Genomic DNA, 15578 nt, shown 5'->3' with positions numbered 1-15578 from the left:
GTCCGGGCGCCGCCCTCCTCGACACCCACGGGCCAGGAGCCGTCTCGACGCCGCTGCAGTCCGGCACCCGGTGAAGGCCGTGTGAGAGTGCGGCGGTGATGTTCGGGAGCCAGGTGTGGGGAGCAAGGGCCCAGGGTCCGGAACGTAAGAAAAGACGGTTAGCGTGGGGGCCGTGAGTGAGACGAAGACCCCCGCCCTCCAGTACCGCTTCGACGGCCCGGAAGACGCCCCGGTACTCATCCTGGGGCCGTCGCTCGGGACCACGTGGCACATGTGGGACCGCCAGGTCCCCGACCTGGTCAAGCAGTGGCGCATCTTCCGGTTCGACCTGCCGGGGCACGGCGGCGCGCCCGCCTACCCGGCGGGCTCGGTCCGCGATCTCACCGACCGGCTGCTCGCCACGCTCGACCAGTTCGGCGTGCAGCGCTTCGGCTACGCGGGCTGCTCGCTGGGCGGCGCGGTCGGCATGGAGCTGGCGCTGCGCCACCCGGAGCGGCTCGCCTCGCTCGCGCTGATCGCCGCCTCGCCCCGCTTCGGCACGGCCGACGAGTTCCGCCAGCGCGGAGTGATCGTACGGACGAACGGGCTCGATCCCATCGCCCGCACCTCGCCCGACCGCTGGTTCACCTCCGGGTTCGCCGCCGCCCAGCCCGCGATCACGGAGTGGGCCGTGCAGATGGTGCGCACCACCGACCCGGGCTGCTACATCGCCGCCTGCGAGGCGCTCGCCGCGTTCGACATGCGGGCCGACCTCGCGAGGGTCGGGGTGCCGACCCTCGTCCTCGTCGGCTCCGACGACCAGGTCACCGGCCCCGCCGAGGCCCGCACCCTGGTCGCGGGCATTCCGGACGCCCGGCTCGCCGTCGTGCCCGGCGCCTCCCACCTGGTGCCGGTCGAGCAGCCCGCGGCCGTCACCGACCTGCTGGTCAGACACTTCTCCACCGCCTGGCAGCCCGCCTTCGACTCGGCCACCGGCCAGACCGCGATCCCCGCGACCCCGCTCCAGGCGGTCCTGACGGCCGCGCCGCCGCAGCCGGTGCCGATCGCCGAGATCGCCCCCGCCCCCCAGTCCGGGACTCGTCCCGACCCGTACGACGCGGGCATCAAGGTGCGCCGTGAGGTGCTCGGCGACGCGCACGTGGACCGGGCGCTCGCGCAGGCCGACGAGTTCTCCGGTGACTTCCAGGAGTTCATCACCCGCTACGCCTGGGGCGAGATCTGGGACCGGCCCGGCCTCGACCGCCGCTCGCGCAGCTGCATCACCCTCACCGCTCTGGTCGCGGGCGGACATCTGGACGAGCTCGCCTTCCACACCCGGGCCGCCCTGCGCAACGGCCTCACTCCGTCCGAGATCAAGGAGGTGCTCCTTCAGGCGGCCGTGTACTGCGGTGTCCCTGCGGCCAACAGCGCGTTCAAGGTGGCCCAGCAGGTGATCCGCGAGGAGACCACCCCCACCGAGTGAGCCGGGCGCTTCGCCGAGGGGCAGGATGGACCCATGAAGCTCACGAAGATGTCGCACTCCTGTGTCCGTCTGGAGAAGGACGGACAGACGCTCGTCCTCGACCCCGGGGCCTTCAGCGAGGAGGACGCCGCCCTCGGCGCGGACGCGATCCTCGTCACGCACGAACACCCCGACCACTTCAACGAGGAGCGGCTGCGGACGGCCCTGGACGCCAACCCGGCCGCGGAGATCTGGACGCTGAAATCGGTCGCCGAGAAGATCTCCACCGCTTTCCCGGGCCGCGTGCACACCGTCGGCCACGGTGACACGTTCACCGCCGCGGGTTTCGACGTCCAGGTCCACGGCGAACTGCACGCCGTGATCCACCCGGACATCCCGCGCATCACCAACGTCGGCTACCTCGTCGACGGCGGCCAGATCTTCCACCCCGGCGACGCCCTCACCGTCCCCGACCATGCCGTCGAGACGCTGATGCTTCCCGTCATGGCCCCCTGGAGCAAGATCTCCGAGGTCATCGACTACGTCCGTGAGGTCAGGCCCCAGCGCGCCTACGACATCCACGACGCCCTTCTCACGGACCTCGCGCGCCCGGTCTACGACAACCAGATCGGCGCCCTCGGCGGCGCGGAGCACCTGCGGCTACAGCCGAGGGAGAGCACGGCACTCTGAGTGTCAGTGCCGCCCGGTAGGTTGTCGGGCATGCGCATCGCGACCTGGAACGTCAACTCGATCACCGCCCGTCTCCCGAGGCTGCTGGCCTGGCTGGAGAGCACCGGCACCGATGTGCTGTGCCTCCAGGAGGCCAAGATCGCCGAGGAGCAGTTCCCGTTCGACCAGCTGCGCGAGGCGGGCTACGAGGCGGCGGTGCACGCGACCGGCCGGTGGAACGGCGTGGCGGTGATCTCCCGAGTCGGCCTGGAGGACGTCGTCAAGGGCCTGGCAGGCGACCCGGGCTACGACGGCGCCCCGGAGCCCCGCGCCATCTCCGCGACCTGCGGCCCGGTCCGCGTCTGGTCGGTCTACGTGCCGAACGGCCGCGAGGTCGACCACCCGCACTACGCCTACAAGCTCCAGTGGTTCGAGGCCCTCAGGGCCGCCGTGGCGGGTGACGCCGCGGGCAGCCGCCCCTTCGCGGTCCTGGGCGACTACAACGTGGCGCCGACGGACGACGACGTCCACGACGTGGCCGCCTTCGAGGGTCTCACCCACGTCACCCCGGCCGAGCGCGCGGCCCTCGCCTCCCTGCGCGAGGCCGGCCTGTCGGACGTGGTCCCGCGGCCCCTCAAGTACGACCACCCGTTCACGTACTGGGACTACCGCCAGCTCTGCTTCCCCAAGAACCGCGGCATGCGCATCGACCTGGTGTACGGCAACGAGCCCTTCGCGAAGGCCGTCACCGACGCGTACGTCGACCGTGAGGAGCGCAAGGGCAAGGGCGCGTCCGACCATGCGCCGGTGGTCGTGGACCTGGACGTCTAGGCCCCACGACAGGGACGAAAGGCGCATCGCGCCGCCAAGGAGACATCGGCGGCACGTCAACGCGTCCTGCGCGGAGTGGGCGCGAAGTCGGCCGGAAACGAGGGCCCGCGCGCCTGTGGTGCATGCGGCCGGGTGAGTGACACGCTGGGCGTATGAAGATCCCTTTTCTGGGCGGCCGGAGTGAGAAGCCCGGAACCCGCGACCCCGAGGGCATCGCCGAACTCCTCTCCGAGTGTGAGCTGCTGCGCTCCCACGCGTCCCGTTCGGGTGTCCGACTGGACGACACGGCGGCCTCGTTGGAGGCGCTCGATCAGCTGGTGCCGGGCTGGCGCGACGACGAGGAGATCCTGCTCTGGCTGGGCAACGACGCCGGGCTCTACCTGGGCACGGTCATCGTGCGGACCGTGCCCGGAGCGGCCTGGGATCTGCGCTCGGACGGCCAGCCCGTGATCCGGCTGGAATCCGGCCGGGAGTTCGACGTGGTGGCCTCCGGACACGAGTGGGCCGCGAGCGGGGTGCCTGAGCTGTCCCAGCTCTACGCGGAGGTCGCCGAGGAGTGAAACCATGGCCGTAAGCGCGGCGTAAATACGGCTTATGACCGAAAAGTGCGTGTCGTTCCTTAAGTGCGATCTTGCCTCGATAAGTTGCGGCAACCACGACACAGCTGAGAGTGGGTAGGGCTGGGTATGGCCGTTGTCGATCCGTTGATCGAACTGCGTGACGTCAACAAGTACTACGGGGAGCTGCATGTCCTGCAGGACATCAACCTCACCGTCGGCAAGGGGGAGGTGGTCGTGGTCATCGGCCCTTCGGGGTCGGGCAAGTCCACGCTCTGCAGGACGATCAACCGCCTGGAGACCATCAAGTCCGGTTCCATCACGCTCGACGGGCAGCCGCTGCCCGAGGAGGGCAAGGCCCTCGCGAAGCTTCGTGCCGAGGTCGGCATGGTCTTCCAGTCCTTCAACCTGTTCGCCCACAAGACGGTCCTGCAGAACGTCTCCCTGGCCCAGGTCAAGGTCCGGGGGCGCAAGAAGGAGCAGGCCGACCGTCGCTCCCGTGAACTCCTCGACCGGGTGGGCCTCGCCGACCAGGCCGACAAGTACCCGGCCCAACTCTCCGGCGGCCAGCAACAGCGCGTGGCCATCGCCCGTGCCCTCGCCATGGAGCCCAAGGCTCTGCTCTTCGACGAGCCCACCTCGGCCCTCGACCCGGAGATGATCAACGAGGTGCTGGAAGTCATGCGTCAACTGGCCCAGGAGGGCATGACCATGGTCGTCGTCACCCACGAGATGGGCTTCGCACGCTCGGCCGCCAACCGCGTGGTGTTCATGGCCGACGGCCGTATCGTCGAGGACCGAGCACCCGACGACTTCTTCACCAACCCCGACAGCGAGCGCGCCAGGGACTTCCTCTCCAAGATCCTCAAACACTGAGAGGGGGCGCGGCCATGTCCTTGAACCTCGACTACGATGGTCCGCTCCTCCCCACGGAGATGGCGACCGAGCCTCCCGGGTCGCCGCTGCCGGGTTGGGGGTACCCCCACGGCCCTTGAGAACCGTAGGGGGCGGCAGTCACAGAGCCATACCCGCCCGGCGCCGGCCGGAGATCACTGCTCGCGCAGCGGAATCGACACGTACGACGGGTCGTTCGACGGCGAGGAGAAGGTCAGCTGGGCGCCGGACGGGTTGTGCTCGATGTAGAGCGGGTCGACCGTGTCGACCACCAGGGCCAGCCGGTGCCCTGCCGGGACGTCGTAGGCCGTGGAGAACAGCTCCAGGTCGACGCCGATCGGCTTCCCGGGCGTCTGCCCGTGGAAGGTGTAGGGCGCGTTGGAGACCAGCTTGCCGAGGCCGAGCGGCCCCACGTCGTAGAGGTAGGCGACGAGGGTGCCGCTCTCCTTGGTGGGCGTCACCGTGGTGTGCAACTTCGCCGTGCCGCGCACCTGTTGGGCGGTCGTGTACTTCTCCGACTGCCATACGGCGGCCCAGCGGCGGGGGAGCAGGGGGATCGAGGCGACCGGGGGAGCCTGGGCGATCTGGTCGAGGATGCTGGACAGGAAGACGATCCCGCCGTCGGCGCCCGAGTCGACGTTGGTGTGGATCGTGGTGGTGCCCGTAAGGGCGATCTTCTTTCGGGTCGCGCCGACCGACTTCCAGTCCGGATAGCCCTCGTAGCCGCCTGTGGAACGGGACTTGAGCCGGACCGGCTCCTCGCGGTTGATCCCGTTGTCCACGCCCTTGAGGTAGTGGTCGAACCAGCGCTCGGTGTCGGTCCACACGTCGTTGGGCAGACCGAACAGCCCGGTCAGCTCGGCGGTGGCGTGGTCGCCGGGACGGAACTCCAGTCTCTTCGGGCCGGTCAGCTTCTCGTAGAAGTCCGCGTACTGGTTGGGCGGGAAGACCGTGTCGCCCCACGCGTTGGCCATCATGACCGCCGCGCCGTTCTGGTTCAGCTGGTCCACATATGTGGCGGCCGAACGTTTCTTCCCCCAATCGATCATCTCCTGTTCCTTCGACAGGTTCGACGCGTAGAAGTTGTCGAAGATCTGCCGGATCTCGGCGCTCTGGCGGCCGGTGACGAGGCTCGCGCCGTCCAGCAGGGCCCCGGCCTGGACGTGCTGGGTGCGGCCGGAGTAGATCGAGTCGATCAGGTCGGCCCAGCCGCTGAGAGACGCGACCGCCTTGACGCGCTTGTCCTTTGCGGCGGTGAGCAGGCTGATGCCGGCGCCGTAGGAGACGCCCGCCATGCCGATGTGCCGTTCGTCCGCAGGGGTGTTGGCGAGCGCCCAGTCGATGACCTTGGACGCGTCGGCGATGTCGGGCGGGCCCGCCACCTCGATCTCCCCACCCGACTGCCAGAAACCGCGGACGTTGTAACTGACCACGATGTAGCCGGAGTTCGCGAGCTTCTGGGCCTGGGCGAGGTACTCGACCTGCGGCAGGCCCCAACTCGTGGGCAGGACGAGCAACGGGTAGCGCCGGGTGCCGTCGGCTCCGGCGGGCGTGATGACGTTCGCCTTGAGGACCGTGCCGCCGTCGCCGGCGATGTCGACGAAGCGGATGGCGTCCGCCGCCTGGGCGTTGGGGGCGAGTCCGAGGGCGCTACCGGCGATCAGAGTCGCGGAGACGGCGCCCACGGTGGTCGTACGCAGGGCCTTGCGAGGGTGTCCCACGGGTCACTTCCTACTCGTGTCACTGCAAAGTGACCAGACGGTAACCTCGTCGCTTTACCGGAGGTAACCCGTCGGTAAGTTACGTGGGAGTAACGATTGTTGTGGTGTGAATCAATTCAGGAGGCGCGGTGGGAGTTGCGTGGAGCAGCGGACGCCGGAAGAGGCGTCTTGGCCTCCCGAGTCACATCCGCGACCAGCTCCACGACATCCGGCCCGTAGGCCCCGGAGTTGACCACCTTCAGCAGCAGCACGAAGGTGCTGTCGCCGTACTTGCGGGTCAACCGCTCCTGATTGCGGGCCAGATAGCGGGTCGCCGCCTGGTTGGTGATCGCAGTCTGGCCGCAGAAGAGGAAGACCGGCCGGGCGCCGTTGCTCTGGTCGACGGTGAGCCGGCCGAGGAGCGCGTACTCGGTCGTGCCGACCTCCACCCGGTAGCGCTCGGTGCCGACCTGGAAGGCGCCGCGGTCCGGGCTCGGCTCGGCGTCCACGTTCACGCGGACTCCGGGCAGCAGGGACGAAAGATGCGCGGCCATACGGCGGTTCGAGGCCGGTCCGCCCACACAGAACTCGGTACGCTCGCCGAAGCCCTGCCGTGCCGCGTCGTGCGGGAGGACCTGGGCGTGTGCGTTGCAGTCCTTGATGAGCGCGGCGAGCTCCAGGAGGGCGAACACGTCGTAGCGCATCACCGCGAGGTCCGGGCCGCTCGCGCCGCGGTTCACGACCAGGAGCGACTCGGAGTTGTCCGGCAGCCCGAAGAAGGCCTGCTTGCGGCGGAGCTTCCGCTTCCACAGATACGTCCGGGCGAGCCAGCCGAGCGCGGCACTGATGCCGGCCGCCACCACGCCCAGGACGATATTGCGCACGTCGTCAGTCATGTGCGCGCATGGTAGCGGGCCGACACGGTTGGTACGTACCGGTGTTCGAAGTGTGGCATTCGCATGACACCTGACCCGATGAGGGCTGTCGGGGCCCCGGTGATGTGGTTACGCTGCGCGGACGGTCCTGGCCTGGAGGTACGGATGCGTCGCCCTGTCGCACGGAAACTGTCGGTCCTGGCGGTCTCGGCCGCCGTGGTGTCGGTGGGGGCGGCAGCGCCGCCCCAAGCCACCTCGGCACCCGAGAAAGTCCCCGTCGCCGTCGGCTACGGCGGCGCCGTGTCCAGCGTCGACGCGGACGCGTCCGCCGCGGGCATCGAGGTCCTGAGGCGCGGCGGCAACGCGGTCGACGCGGCCGTCGCCACCGCCGCCGCGCTCGGTGTCACCGAGCCGTACTCCTCCGGCATCGGCGGAGGCGGCTACTTCGTCTACTACGACGCCAAGTCCCGTAAGGTCCACACGATCGACGGGCGCGAGACGGCACCGCTGACCGCCGACTCCGACCTCTTCCTCGAGAACGGCAAGCCGCTCGCCTTCGCCGACGCCGTCAGCAGCGGACTGAGCGTCGGGACGCCGGGCACGCCGGCCACCTGGGCCACGGCGTTGGGCCAGTGGGGCAGCAGATCGCTCGGCAACGTCCTGAAGCCCGCCGAGCGGATCGCCCGTCAGGGCTTCGTCGTCGACGACACCTTCCGCTCGCAGACCGCGTCCAACGAGACGCGGTTCCGCTACTTCCCGGACACGGCGAAGCTGTTCCTTCCGGGCGGGCAACTGCCGGCCGTCGGCTCCACCTTCAAGAACCCCGATCTCGCGCGCACGTACGCGGAGTTGGGCCGCAAGGGCGTCGGCGCGATCTACCACGGCGACCTCGGTGACGACATCGTCGACACCGTGAACAACCCGCCCGTGGACCCGGCTTCAGGGTGGAACGCGCGGCCCGGGGACCTGTCCGAGAAGGACCTCGCGGCCTACCGGGCCAAGCTCCAGAAACCGACCAGCACCTCCTACCGAGGGCTCGGCGTCTACTCCATCGCGCCCTCCTCCTCCGGCGGCACGACGGTCGGTGAGGCCCTCAACATCCTTGAGAACACCGACCTCTCGAAGGCCAGTGAGGTCCAGTACCTGCACCACTACATCGAGGCCAGCCGGATCGCCTTCGCGGACCGGGGACGCTGGGTCGGCGACCCCGCCTTCGAGGACGTACCGACGAAGGAGCTGCTGTCGCAGCGGTTCGCCGACTCGCGGGCCTGTCTGATCAGGGACGACGCGGTGCTCACAAGTCCGCTGGCGCCGGGGGACCCGCGCGATCCCGCGGCCTGCTCGGACGGGGATATGGCGGCTCCGACGACATACGAGGGTGAGAACACCACGCATCTGACGGTGGCCGACAAGTGGGGGAACGTCGTCGCCTACACGCTGACCATCGAGCAGACCGGTGGCAGCGCGATCACCGTGCCCGGGCGTGGGTTCATCCTCAACAACGAGCTGACGGACTTCTCCTTCGCACCCGCCAACCCGGCTGTTCATGACCCGAATCTGCCCGGCCCCGGCAAGCGGCCGCGGTCCTCGATCTCGCCGACGATCGTGCTCGACCGGCACAACAAGCCCGTGGTGGCGCTGGGTTCACCCGGTGGGGCGACCATCATCACCACCGTGCTGCAGGTGCTGACCGAGTTCGTGGATCGCGGCCTGCCGCTGGTGGACGCGATCGCCGCGCCTCGGGCGAGTCAGCGCAATGCCGCGCAGACCGAGCTGGAGCCGGCGCTGTACAGCAGTGGGGTGCGGTCTCAGCTGGAGGCGATCGGGCACTCGTTCAAGCTGAATCCGGAGATCGGGGCGGCGACAGGCGTGCAGCGGTTGCCCGGCGGGGAGTGGTTGGCGGCCGCTGAGACTGTCCGCCGGGGTGGGGGCTCCGCGCAAGTGGTGCACCCCGCGCCGTAGTACCTACGCAGTCGCGGTGAACGTCAAGCCGCCTGCCTCCGTGTCCACCGTCACCCGGCCGCCGTCCGCGATCCTGCCGTCCAGGAGGAGACGGGACAGTTGGTTGTCCACCTCCCGCTGGATCGTGCGGCGCAGCGGCCGGGCGCCGTACTCCGGCTGGTAGCCGCGTTCGGCGAGCCAGTCCACCGCGCTGTCGGAGAAGTCGACCGTGACGCCCTGGGCGTGCAGCAGGCGGCGGGTCCGCTCCAGCAACAGCCTGGTGATCTCGCGTAGTTGATCACCCGTCAGCTGCCGGAAGACGACGATCTCGTCGATGCGGTTCAGGAACTCGGGGCGGAAGTGCTCACGCAGGGGGCGCAGGATCCGCTCTCGGCGGGCCTCCTCGTCCGAGTCCGCTCCGCCCGGCCCGAAGCCGATGCCCGCGCCCCTGCGGGTGATCGCCTCCGAGCCCAGGTTGCTCGTCATCACGATGACGGTGTTGGTGAAGTCGACCGTGCGGCCCTGGGAGTCGGTCAGCCGTCCGTCGTCCAGGACCTGGAGGAGGATGTTGAACACGTCCGGGTGGGCCTTCTCCACCTCGTCCAGGAGCAGCAGCGAATAGGGGTGCCTGCGGACCACCTCGGTGAGCTGGCCCGCCTCCTCGTGGCCGACGTATCCGGGCGGGGCGCCCACCAGACGGCTGACCGTGTGCCGCTCCTGGTATTCGCTCATGTCCAGCCGGACCATGCGCTCCTCGCTGCCGAACAGGGACTCGGCGAGGGCGCGGGCCAGTTCGGTCTTGCCGACGCCCGTCGGGCCGAGGAAGAGGAAGCTGCCGATCGGGCGGTCCGGGCTCGCGAGGCCCGCGCGGGAGCGCAGCACGGCGTCCGAGACGACCCGTACGGCCTCGTCCTGGCCGACCACCCGCTCGTGCAGGTGCTGCTCCAGGCCGAGCAGCCGGTCCTTCTCCTCCTCGGTGAGGCTGCTCACCGGGATGCCCGTCAGCCGGGACACCACCTGGGCGATGGCCTCCGCGGTGACCTCCAGGTTCTGGCCCTCGTCGGCCTCGTCGTGCCCATTGGCCTCGCCGATCCGCTGCTTCAACTCCGTGATGCGGTCGCGCAGTTGTGTGGCCTGCTCGTACTGCTCGTCGGCGACCGCCTGGTCCTTGTCCCGGGTCAGCTGCTCGACCTCGCGCTCCAGGGCTCGTACGTCTGTGCCTTTGGTCCGTGCGCGAAGGCGTACCCGTGCCCCCGCCTGGTCGATGAGGTCGATCGCCTTGTCCGGCAGGCGGCGGTCGGGGAGATAGCGGTCGGACAGCTCCACGGCGGCCACCAGTGCCTCGTCGGTGTAGCGGACCTGGTGGTGGGCCTCGTAGCGGTCGCGCAGGCCGCGCAGGATCTCGATCGCGTCCGCCGCGGTGGGTTCCGGCACCAGGATCGGCTGGAAGCGGCGGGCCAGGGCCGCGTCCTTCTCGATCCGGCGGAACTCCTCCAGCGTGGTCGCGCCCACGATGTGCAGCTCGCCGCGGGCCAGGGCGGGCTTGAGGATGTTTCCGGCGTCCAGCGAGCCGCCCTCGCCGCCCCCGCCCGCGCCGACGACCGTGTGCAGCTCGTCGATGAAGACGATCAGCCGGTCGGAGTTGTCGCGGATCTCGCCCACGATGTTCGTCAGGCGCTCCTCGAAGTCGCCCCGGTAGCGGGTGCCGGCCACCACCCCGGTCAGGTCGAGGGCGAAGACCCGACGCCCGGTCAGTACGTCGGGCACGTCCCCGTCGACGATCCGCTGGGCCAGGCCCTCCACGATGGCGGTTTTGCCGACCCCCGCGTCACCGATGAGCACCGGGTTGTTCTTGCCACGCCGGGACAGCACCTCGATGGTCTGCTCGATTTCCTCGTCCCGTCCGATCACCGGGTCGATACGGCCCTGGCGGGCCAGGTCGGTGAGATCGCGGCCGTACTTGTCGAGCGTGGGCGTGCCCGTGCTGCGCGGTGCCTCGCCGCGGGGCTGTCCGGAATCCGGGGCGGTCTCGGGAGGCAGACCGGTGGAGGCGAACCGGGCCGAGTTCAGGATATGCCCGGCGGCCGAATCGGGGTTCGCGGCCAGGGCGCTCAGGACGTGCTCCGGGCCGATGTAACCGGCGCCCCGGGCCCGGGCCAGGTCGTGTGCGTCCAGCAGGGCCCGCTTGGCGGCCGGGGTGAGGGACAGCGAGGTGGGTGGAGGGGCCTCTTCCGGCTGGTGCTGGACGGGGCCGGAGCGTTCGTCGATCTCCGAGGCGAGCGAGTCGGGATCGGCACCGGCCCGGCTCAGCAGGGTCCGGGTCGGCTCGGCGGTGAGCGCGGCGCGCAGCAGATGCTGGGTGTCCAGATCCCGGCTGCCGTGCTCGGCGGCGTACTGGGCGGCGCCTCGCACCAGCTCCCGGGCCGGCTGGCTCAGCAGCTGGCCGATGTTGATCTGCCGGGGGCCGGGACGAGGTCCGCCGAAGAAACGGGCGAGAAACTCTCCGAAGGCGTCGTAGCCTTCCGGTCCGCTGAATCCGCTGGTCATGGCGTTCCCATCCGGCATCCCCATGAGGGTCCCCCCGGGCCGAGCCCGTTCGAGGACTGGAAGAGGGCCGGGGATGCCCTCGCTGATCGACGTGCCGGGGCCGGGTAACCCGGGTGTCAGCCGGTTACACCTTCGCACGGATGGGGGAGTGGGGCACTTTCAGCGGTGGGCCGGCCATGCCGGTCCGCTCAGCGCCTCGCGGACCTGCGGCTGCCAGTCGACGGTGCCGACCTCGTGATGGGCGGCCGGAAAGCGGCGGGCGGGCGGCTTGTCCTCCCAGTACCGCTCGCCGGGCGCGGCGCGCCGCACATGGACCGTGGCGCCGACGGCGTTCGTCTGGAAGGTGACCTCCAGCGCGTCCGGCCGGTCCGGTCCGGGAACGTGGCCGGTGAGCAGGAAGGTCTGGATGATGCCGAGACGCTGTTCGGTGCCCGGGACATCCCCCTCGACGACCTCCGCCGCGTCGCAGAGATAGCCCTCCTCGGCGAACAGGTCGAGGAGGGCCTCGTGCAGCGGCAGCGCCGAGACGTGCAGCAGGTCTTCGTCGACGTCGATGCCGTCGTCACCGTCGCCGCGCGTGATCCGGCTCCGCACGGAGAGTGCGACGCCCAGGGCCCGTCCGCCGAGTTCGCTCGGCGGGGTCTCCCAGGGCAGCCGCTGTGAGAACGTGAGCCGCCGCTCCTCGCCCTTGCGCAGGGTCAGTCGACCCGGCTCCGCCGAGTGCGTGTCGATCTCGTACGTGCTCTGCCGGCCGTCGTGGTCGGTGCACCGGACGTGGACGTGCAGGTCGACGTAGTCGATGTACGTGTCGCGTCGACCGCCCCTGAGGAGGACCTCGCCCCTCAACTCCCCGCCGGGCAGCGCCGGGCCGAGGATGTGTGTGTCCACCTCGATCGCGTCGCCGGTGTCCCCGACCCCGAACAGCCGCTTGAACCCCACGTGCGCCCCTCCCCGAGCCGGCGATGACCAGGGACGCAGGCTAACTCAGCGCGCCGTCAGGACGCGTGGGCCCGCGTCCGTGATCGCCACGGTGTGCTCGGTGTGTGCCGCCCGCGAACCGTCGTTGGTCTTCAGCGTCCAGCCGTCCGGCGCGGCGTGGTACTCGTCGGTGCCGCCGGCGATGAGCATCGGCTCGATCGCGAGCACCATGCCGTGGCGCAGTGCGAGGCCCCGTCCCGGGCGCCCTTCGTTCGGCACCGGCGGGTCCTCGTGCATACGGCGGCCGATGCCGTGTCCGCCGAAATCGTCCATGATGCCGTAGCCGCCGTCCCGGCACACCGTGCCGATCGCGTGCGCGATGTCCCCGATGCGGTTGCCCACGACCGCCGCCGCGATCCCGGCCGCCAGCGCCTGCTCCGCGGTCTCGATCAGCCGGACGTCGGCGGGGCGCGGCCTGCCGACCGTGAAGCTGATCGCCGAATCTCCGGCCCAGCCGCCGAGTTGGGCCCCGCAGTCGATCGAGACGAGGTCGCCGTCGCGCAGCCGGTAGCCGGTGGGGATGCCGTGCACGATCGCGTCGTTCACGGAGGCGCAGATGACCGCGGGGAAGGGGGTGGTGGCGAAGGTGGGGCGATAGCCGAGGAAGGGCGAGGACGCCCCGGCCTCCCGCAGCACCCCATGTGCCACCTCGTCCAGCTCCAACAGGGAAACGCCCACGTCAGCGGCTTTTTGTACGGCGGTCAGGGCGCGCCCGACCACCTGTCCCGCCTCGTACATGGCCTCGATAGATGTGTCTGTCTTCAGCTCCACCATGCCAATTACTATACCGGTATTAGAATGGGGGCATGGTGCGCACCCCTCTCACTCCCGAAGAACACGAACGCGGCGAGCGGCTCGGCCGGCTGCTGCGCGAAGCCCGCGGCGGCCGCAGTATGGCCGAGGTCGCGGCGAGTGCCGGGATCTCCCCGGAGACCCTCCGGAAGATCGAGACCGGCCGGGCTCCCACGCCGGCCTTCTTCACGGTGGCCGCCCTTGCCCGGGCCCTCGGGCTCTCCATGGACGAGCTGGCCGGACTGTGCGAGTTGGCGGGCGTGTGACGGAAGTTCGCTCACCGGCCGGGGATCGCGTCAGGAGGCTCCTGCTGCTCCTTTGCAAACTGGCTGTAGCCCGTTCGTAACACTGCTGGTGTTGCCTTACGGCCGGAGTGCTCCGGTCTAACGGGAGTTGAGCGATGGCAGTGGATCAACTCCCGGGGCGGCTGCGGGAGTTCGTGGCCTACCTGGACGGCTTGCTGGCGCGCCTGGATCAGGGCGGCGGCTGGTGCGCGGTGTTCTGGCAGCGCGACCCGGACGGTATGCAAGCCTGCCTCGACGGCCGCGAAGTGCCGCCCTGGGACGTGGTCGAGGCCCTCCTGCAGGACCTCGCCACGGCGTACGGCCCCGAGGTGGCCCACGTCGAGGCGGAACGGGCCCGCCCCCTGCACGCCGCCGCCCAGGCCGCCCATGACGCCCGCCCCGGCGGCCGGGACGCCCTCGGCGACCGCTTCGACGTCATGCTCCGCGAACAGCGCTACGCCGCGGAACGGCAGGCCGAGTTGGGCCGCCTGCTCGCCTCCGCCACCACCCAGGAGGAGGCCGACGCCATCCGCCTGGACCTCGCCTGGGCCCGCGACGACCACGAGCGCGCGGTCCGCCGTTGCGCCGAACTCCAGTCCCGGATGGCAGAGTTGGACGGCCGGTCGATGGGCGGCCGGGCCCGGGCGATCCGGCGGGGACAGGTCGCGGACGGTGGAGTGTTCCGGGGGGCGTACGAGGGCGGGGGCGACGCGTCCGGGGGGAGCGGGCATGCGCCAGGCGGTGCCGGGGGTTACGGGGGCTACGGGGGTGACGCCGGGAGCGGTGGGCGTGGGCTGGGCGGCTATGCGGGTGAGGCCGCTGGGGGTGGTGGGCACGTAGCCGGTGATACCGGGCTCAGGGGGCGTGAAGCCGGCCGCTACGGGGATGCCGTGACTGGATTCGGCAGCCACGAGTCGGGTGTCCGCGGAGCCGACGGCCGAGGCGACGAGTTCCCCGACATGCCCCAGCAGCGCGACACCACGTCGACCACAGGTACCGGAGCGACCCACGGCGGCCCCGCCGAGCAGTGGCCGGGCCCCGCCGAAGCGGCCCGCTCGGGGCGTACCCCGCAGTGGTCGGGCTCCTCCGACGCGGTCCGTCCGGGATACAGCCAGCATCCCTCCGCTTCCGCCGACGCAACACGCCCCGGCCCGCACCAGCACAGCGAGGCCGACGCGTCCCACACGACGTACGCCCCGTATCAGCAGGCCTCGCCCGCAGTCACCCGGCCCGACGCCGAGGCCCCGCAACAGCCGACCCCCGCCGCCCAACCGCCGGAGGCTCCCGCCCTCACGTCCAAGCGCAAGCGCCGCCGTGGCAGTGCCCGTTTCGCCGGTATGGCCGAGGAGGGCGGCGCCCCCGTCGTCGTACCCCCGGCTGCCGTGCCCGATCTGCCCACCGTGCCCGTGTCGAAGGGGCGCACCCCGCGCGGGGCCCGTTTCGCCGGGGCCGCGGAGGCGGTGGAGGAGCGGTCGGGACAGCGGGGCGAGGCGGCGGACGTGGCCGCTCGGAGGGAGACCGCCGACACCATCGCGACGCTGATGCGGCTGCGCGCGGAGGGACGGACCGGCGAGGCACACGCGCTGCTCGCCGAGATCGCCCACTGGCCCGCCGACCGCTTTCCGTTGCTCGCCGCGGAGCTTCAGCACGCCGGTCTCCGCGCCGACTGGGCGACCCTGCTGTGGGAGGCCGCCTCGCTGCCCGCCGACCGGCTGGTGGCGGCGGCCGACGCGCTGGTCGCGGCCGGGCGGAGCGCGGACGGGGAGCAGGTGCTCCGGCAGGGCGTCGCACGGCCCGCGGGTGAGATCGGCACCGCCGTGCTCGGGCTGGTCGCCGAGGGCCGCCGCCGTGAGGTCACCGCGCTCCTCGACGCCTACGTCCGGGTCCGCACCCCCGAGGAGGCCGCCCGCAGCGCCGAGCCCGGCCCGCAGACCCTCGTACCGCTCCTGCTGGCCGCCGCGCGAGGCGTCTCGGACGAGCGGCACTGGGACCTGGTCCACGCCCTGCGGGTCGCCGGATTCTCCGCCTGACAGGTCCCCCACAACCCACTGACCGGCCGCGTCACTCCT

At 70.8% G+C, this 15578-nt stretch carries 13 protein-coding genes; 8 read left to right on the top strand and 5 right to left on the bottom strand.

The features are described from left to right. Positions 1 to 172 precede the first annotated feature (172 nt). From pcaDC to RNB18_RS22635, 5 genes are all read left to right on the top strand, one after another. Entirely contained in the window at positions 173 to 1462 is a 1290-nt protein-coding gene (pcaDC, locus tag RNB18_RS22655; RefSeq protein ID WP_311715918.1) for a bifunctional 3-oxoadipate enol-lactonase/4-carboxymuconolactone decarboxylase PcaDC, read from the top strand. A 33-nt stretch (positions 1463 to 1495) separates the two neighbouring features. Next, positions 1496 to 2131, top strand: a complete 636-nt coding sequence (locus RNB18_RS22650; protein ID WP_311715917.1) for an MBL fold metallo-hydrolase — start codon at positions 1496 to 1498, stop codon at positions 2129 to 2131. A gap of 30 nt (positions 2132 to 2161) precedes the next feature. Next, positions 2162 to 2941 (top strand): exodeoxyribonuclease III, encoded by a 780-nt coding sequence (locus RNB18_RS22645; RefSeq protein ID WP_311715916.1) that lies wholly within the window; start codon positions 2162 to 2164, stop codon positions 2939 to 2941. Between the two features lie 152 nt (positions 2942 to 3093). Then, positions 3094 to 3501, top strand: a complete 408-nt coding sequence (locus RNB18_RS22640; protein ID WP_266509876.1) for a DUF6278 family protein — start codon at positions 3094 to 3096, stop codon at positions 3499 to 3501. A gap of 126 nt (positions 3502 to 3627) precedes the next feature. Continuing rightward, positions 3628 to 4374, top strand: a complete 747-nt coding sequence (locus tag RNB18_RS22635; RefSeq protein WP_306974395.1) for an amino acid ABC transporter ATP-binding protein — start codon at positions 3628 to 3630, stop codon at positions 4372 to 4374. Positions 4375 to 4547: 173 nt separating this feature from the next. On the opposite strand, the gene RNB18_RS22630 is transcribed toward RNB18_RS22635, so the two are convergent. Both RNB18_RS22630 and RNB18_RS22625 read right to left on the bottom strand, forming a co-directional pair. After that, complete coding sequence (locus tag RNB18_RS22630; RefSeq protein ID WP_311715915.1) at positions 4548 to 6113, bottom strand: CocE/NonD family hydrolase; 1566 nt, start codon at positions 6111 to 6113, stop codon at positions 4548 to 4550. Between the two features lie 116 nt (positions 6114 to 6229). Then, a complete protein-coding gene (locus RNB18_RS22625) occupies positions 6230 to 6988 on the bottom strand; it encodes a hypothetical protein (RefSeq protein WP_208617036.1) in 759 nt (252 codons plus the stop codon). 144 nt (positions 6989 to 7132) lie between these two features. Between RNB18_RS22625 and ggt the strand changes: the two genes are divergently transcribed. Continuing rightward, complete coding sequence (gene ggt, locus RNB18_RS22620; protein ID WP_311715914.1) at positions 7133 to 8929, top strand: gamma-glutamyltransferase; 1797 nt, start codon at positions 7133 to 7135, stop codon at positions 8927 to 8929. 3 nt (positions 8930 to 8932) lie between these two features. Here the strand turns inward: ggt and RNB18_RS22615 are convergent, their stop codons facing one another. From RNB18_RS22615 to map, 3 genes are all read right to left on the bottom strand, one after another. Next, positions 8933 to 11455: an ATP-dependent Clp protease ATP-binding subunit gene (locus RNB18_RS22615; RefSeq protein WP_311716028.1), complete on the bottom strand. Its 2523-nt coding sequence runs from the start codon at positions 11453 to 11455 to the stop codon at positions 8933 to 8935. Between the two features lie 159 nt (positions 11456 to 11614). Next, complete coding sequence (locus tag RNB18_RS22610; RefSeq protein ID WP_311715913.1) at positions 11615 to 12394, bottom strand: sporulation protein; 780 nt, start codon at positions 12392 to 12394, stop codon at positions 11615 to 11617. 45 nt (positions 12395 to 12439) lie between these two features. Then, positions 12440 to 13207, bottom strand: coding sequence for a type I methionyl aminopeptidase (gene map / locus RNB18_RS22605; protein WP_311715912.1), 768 nt, complete (start codon positions 13205 to 13207; stop codon positions 12440 to 12442). 32 nt (positions 13208 to 13239) lie between these two features. Between map and RNB18_RS22600 the strand changes: the two genes are divergently transcribed. Both RNB18_RS22600 and RNB18_RS22595 read left to right on the top strand, forming a co-directional pair. Beyond that, a complete protein-coding gene (locus tag RNB18_RS22600; RefSeq protein WP_020119078.1) occupies positions 13240 to 13491 on the top strand; it encodes a helix-turn-helix domain-containing protein in 252 nt (83 codons plus the stop codon). A 134-nt stretch (positions 13492 to 13625) separates the two neighbouring features. After that, the gene (locus tag RNB18_RS22595; RefSeq protein WP_311715911.1) at positions 13626 to 15539 is read left to right on the top strand and encodes a hypothetical protein; all 1914 of its coding nucleotides are present in this window, start codon (positions 13626 to 13628) and stop codon (positions 15537 to 15539) included. The last annotated feature ends 39 nt before the right edge of the window (positions 15540 to 15578 follow it).

The sequence above is a fragment of the Streptomyces doebereineriae genome (assembly GCF_031845645.1).
Taxonomy (GTDB): domain Bacteria; phylum Actinomycetota; class Actinomycetes; order Streptomycetales; family Streptomycetaceae; genus Streptomyces; species Streptomyces canus.
This window is presented reverse-complemented; position numbering and strand designations above follow the sequence as displayed.

Coding starts and splice junctions, on each gene's coding strand:
- RNB18_RS22635 (WP_306974395.1), top strand. CDS start 3,628: ATGGCCGTTGTCGATCCGTTGATCGAACTGCGTGACGTCAACAAGTAC.
- RNB18_RS22595 (WP_311715911.1), top strand. CDS start 13,626: ATGGCAGTGGATCAACTCCCGGGGCGGCTGCGGGAGTTCGTGGCCTAC.
- RNB18_RS22650 (WP_311715917.1), top strand. CDS start 1,496: ATGAAGCTCACGAAGATGTCGCACTCCTGTGTCCGTCTGGAGAAGGAC.
- RNB18_RS22625 (WP_208617036.1), bottom strand. CDS start 6,988: ATGACTGACGACGTGCGCAATATCGTCCTGGGCGTGGTGGCGGCCGGC.
- RNB18_RS22640 (WP_266509876.1), top strand. CDS start 3,094: ATGAAGATCCCTTTTCTGGGCGGCCGGAGTGAGAAGCCCGGAACCCGC.
- RNB18_RS22615 (WP_311716028.1), bottom strand. CDS start 11,455: ATGACCAGCGGATTCAGCGGACCGGAAGGCTACGACGCCTTCGGAGAG.
- RNB18_RS22645 (WP_311715916.1), top strand. CDS start 2,162: ATGCGCATCGCGACCTGGAACGTCAACTCGATCACCGCCCGTCTCCCG.
- map (WP_311715912.1), bottom strand. CDS start 13,207: ATGGTGGAGCTGAAGACAGACACATCTATCGAGGCCATGTACGAGGCG.
- ggt (WP_311715914.1), top strand. CDS start 7,133: ATGCGTCGCCCTGTCGCACGGAAACTGTCGGTCCTGGCGGTCTCGGCC.
- RNB18_RS22600 (WP_020119078.1), top strand. CDS start 13,240: ATGGTGCGCACCCCTCTCACTCCCGAAGAACACGAACGCGGCGAGCGG.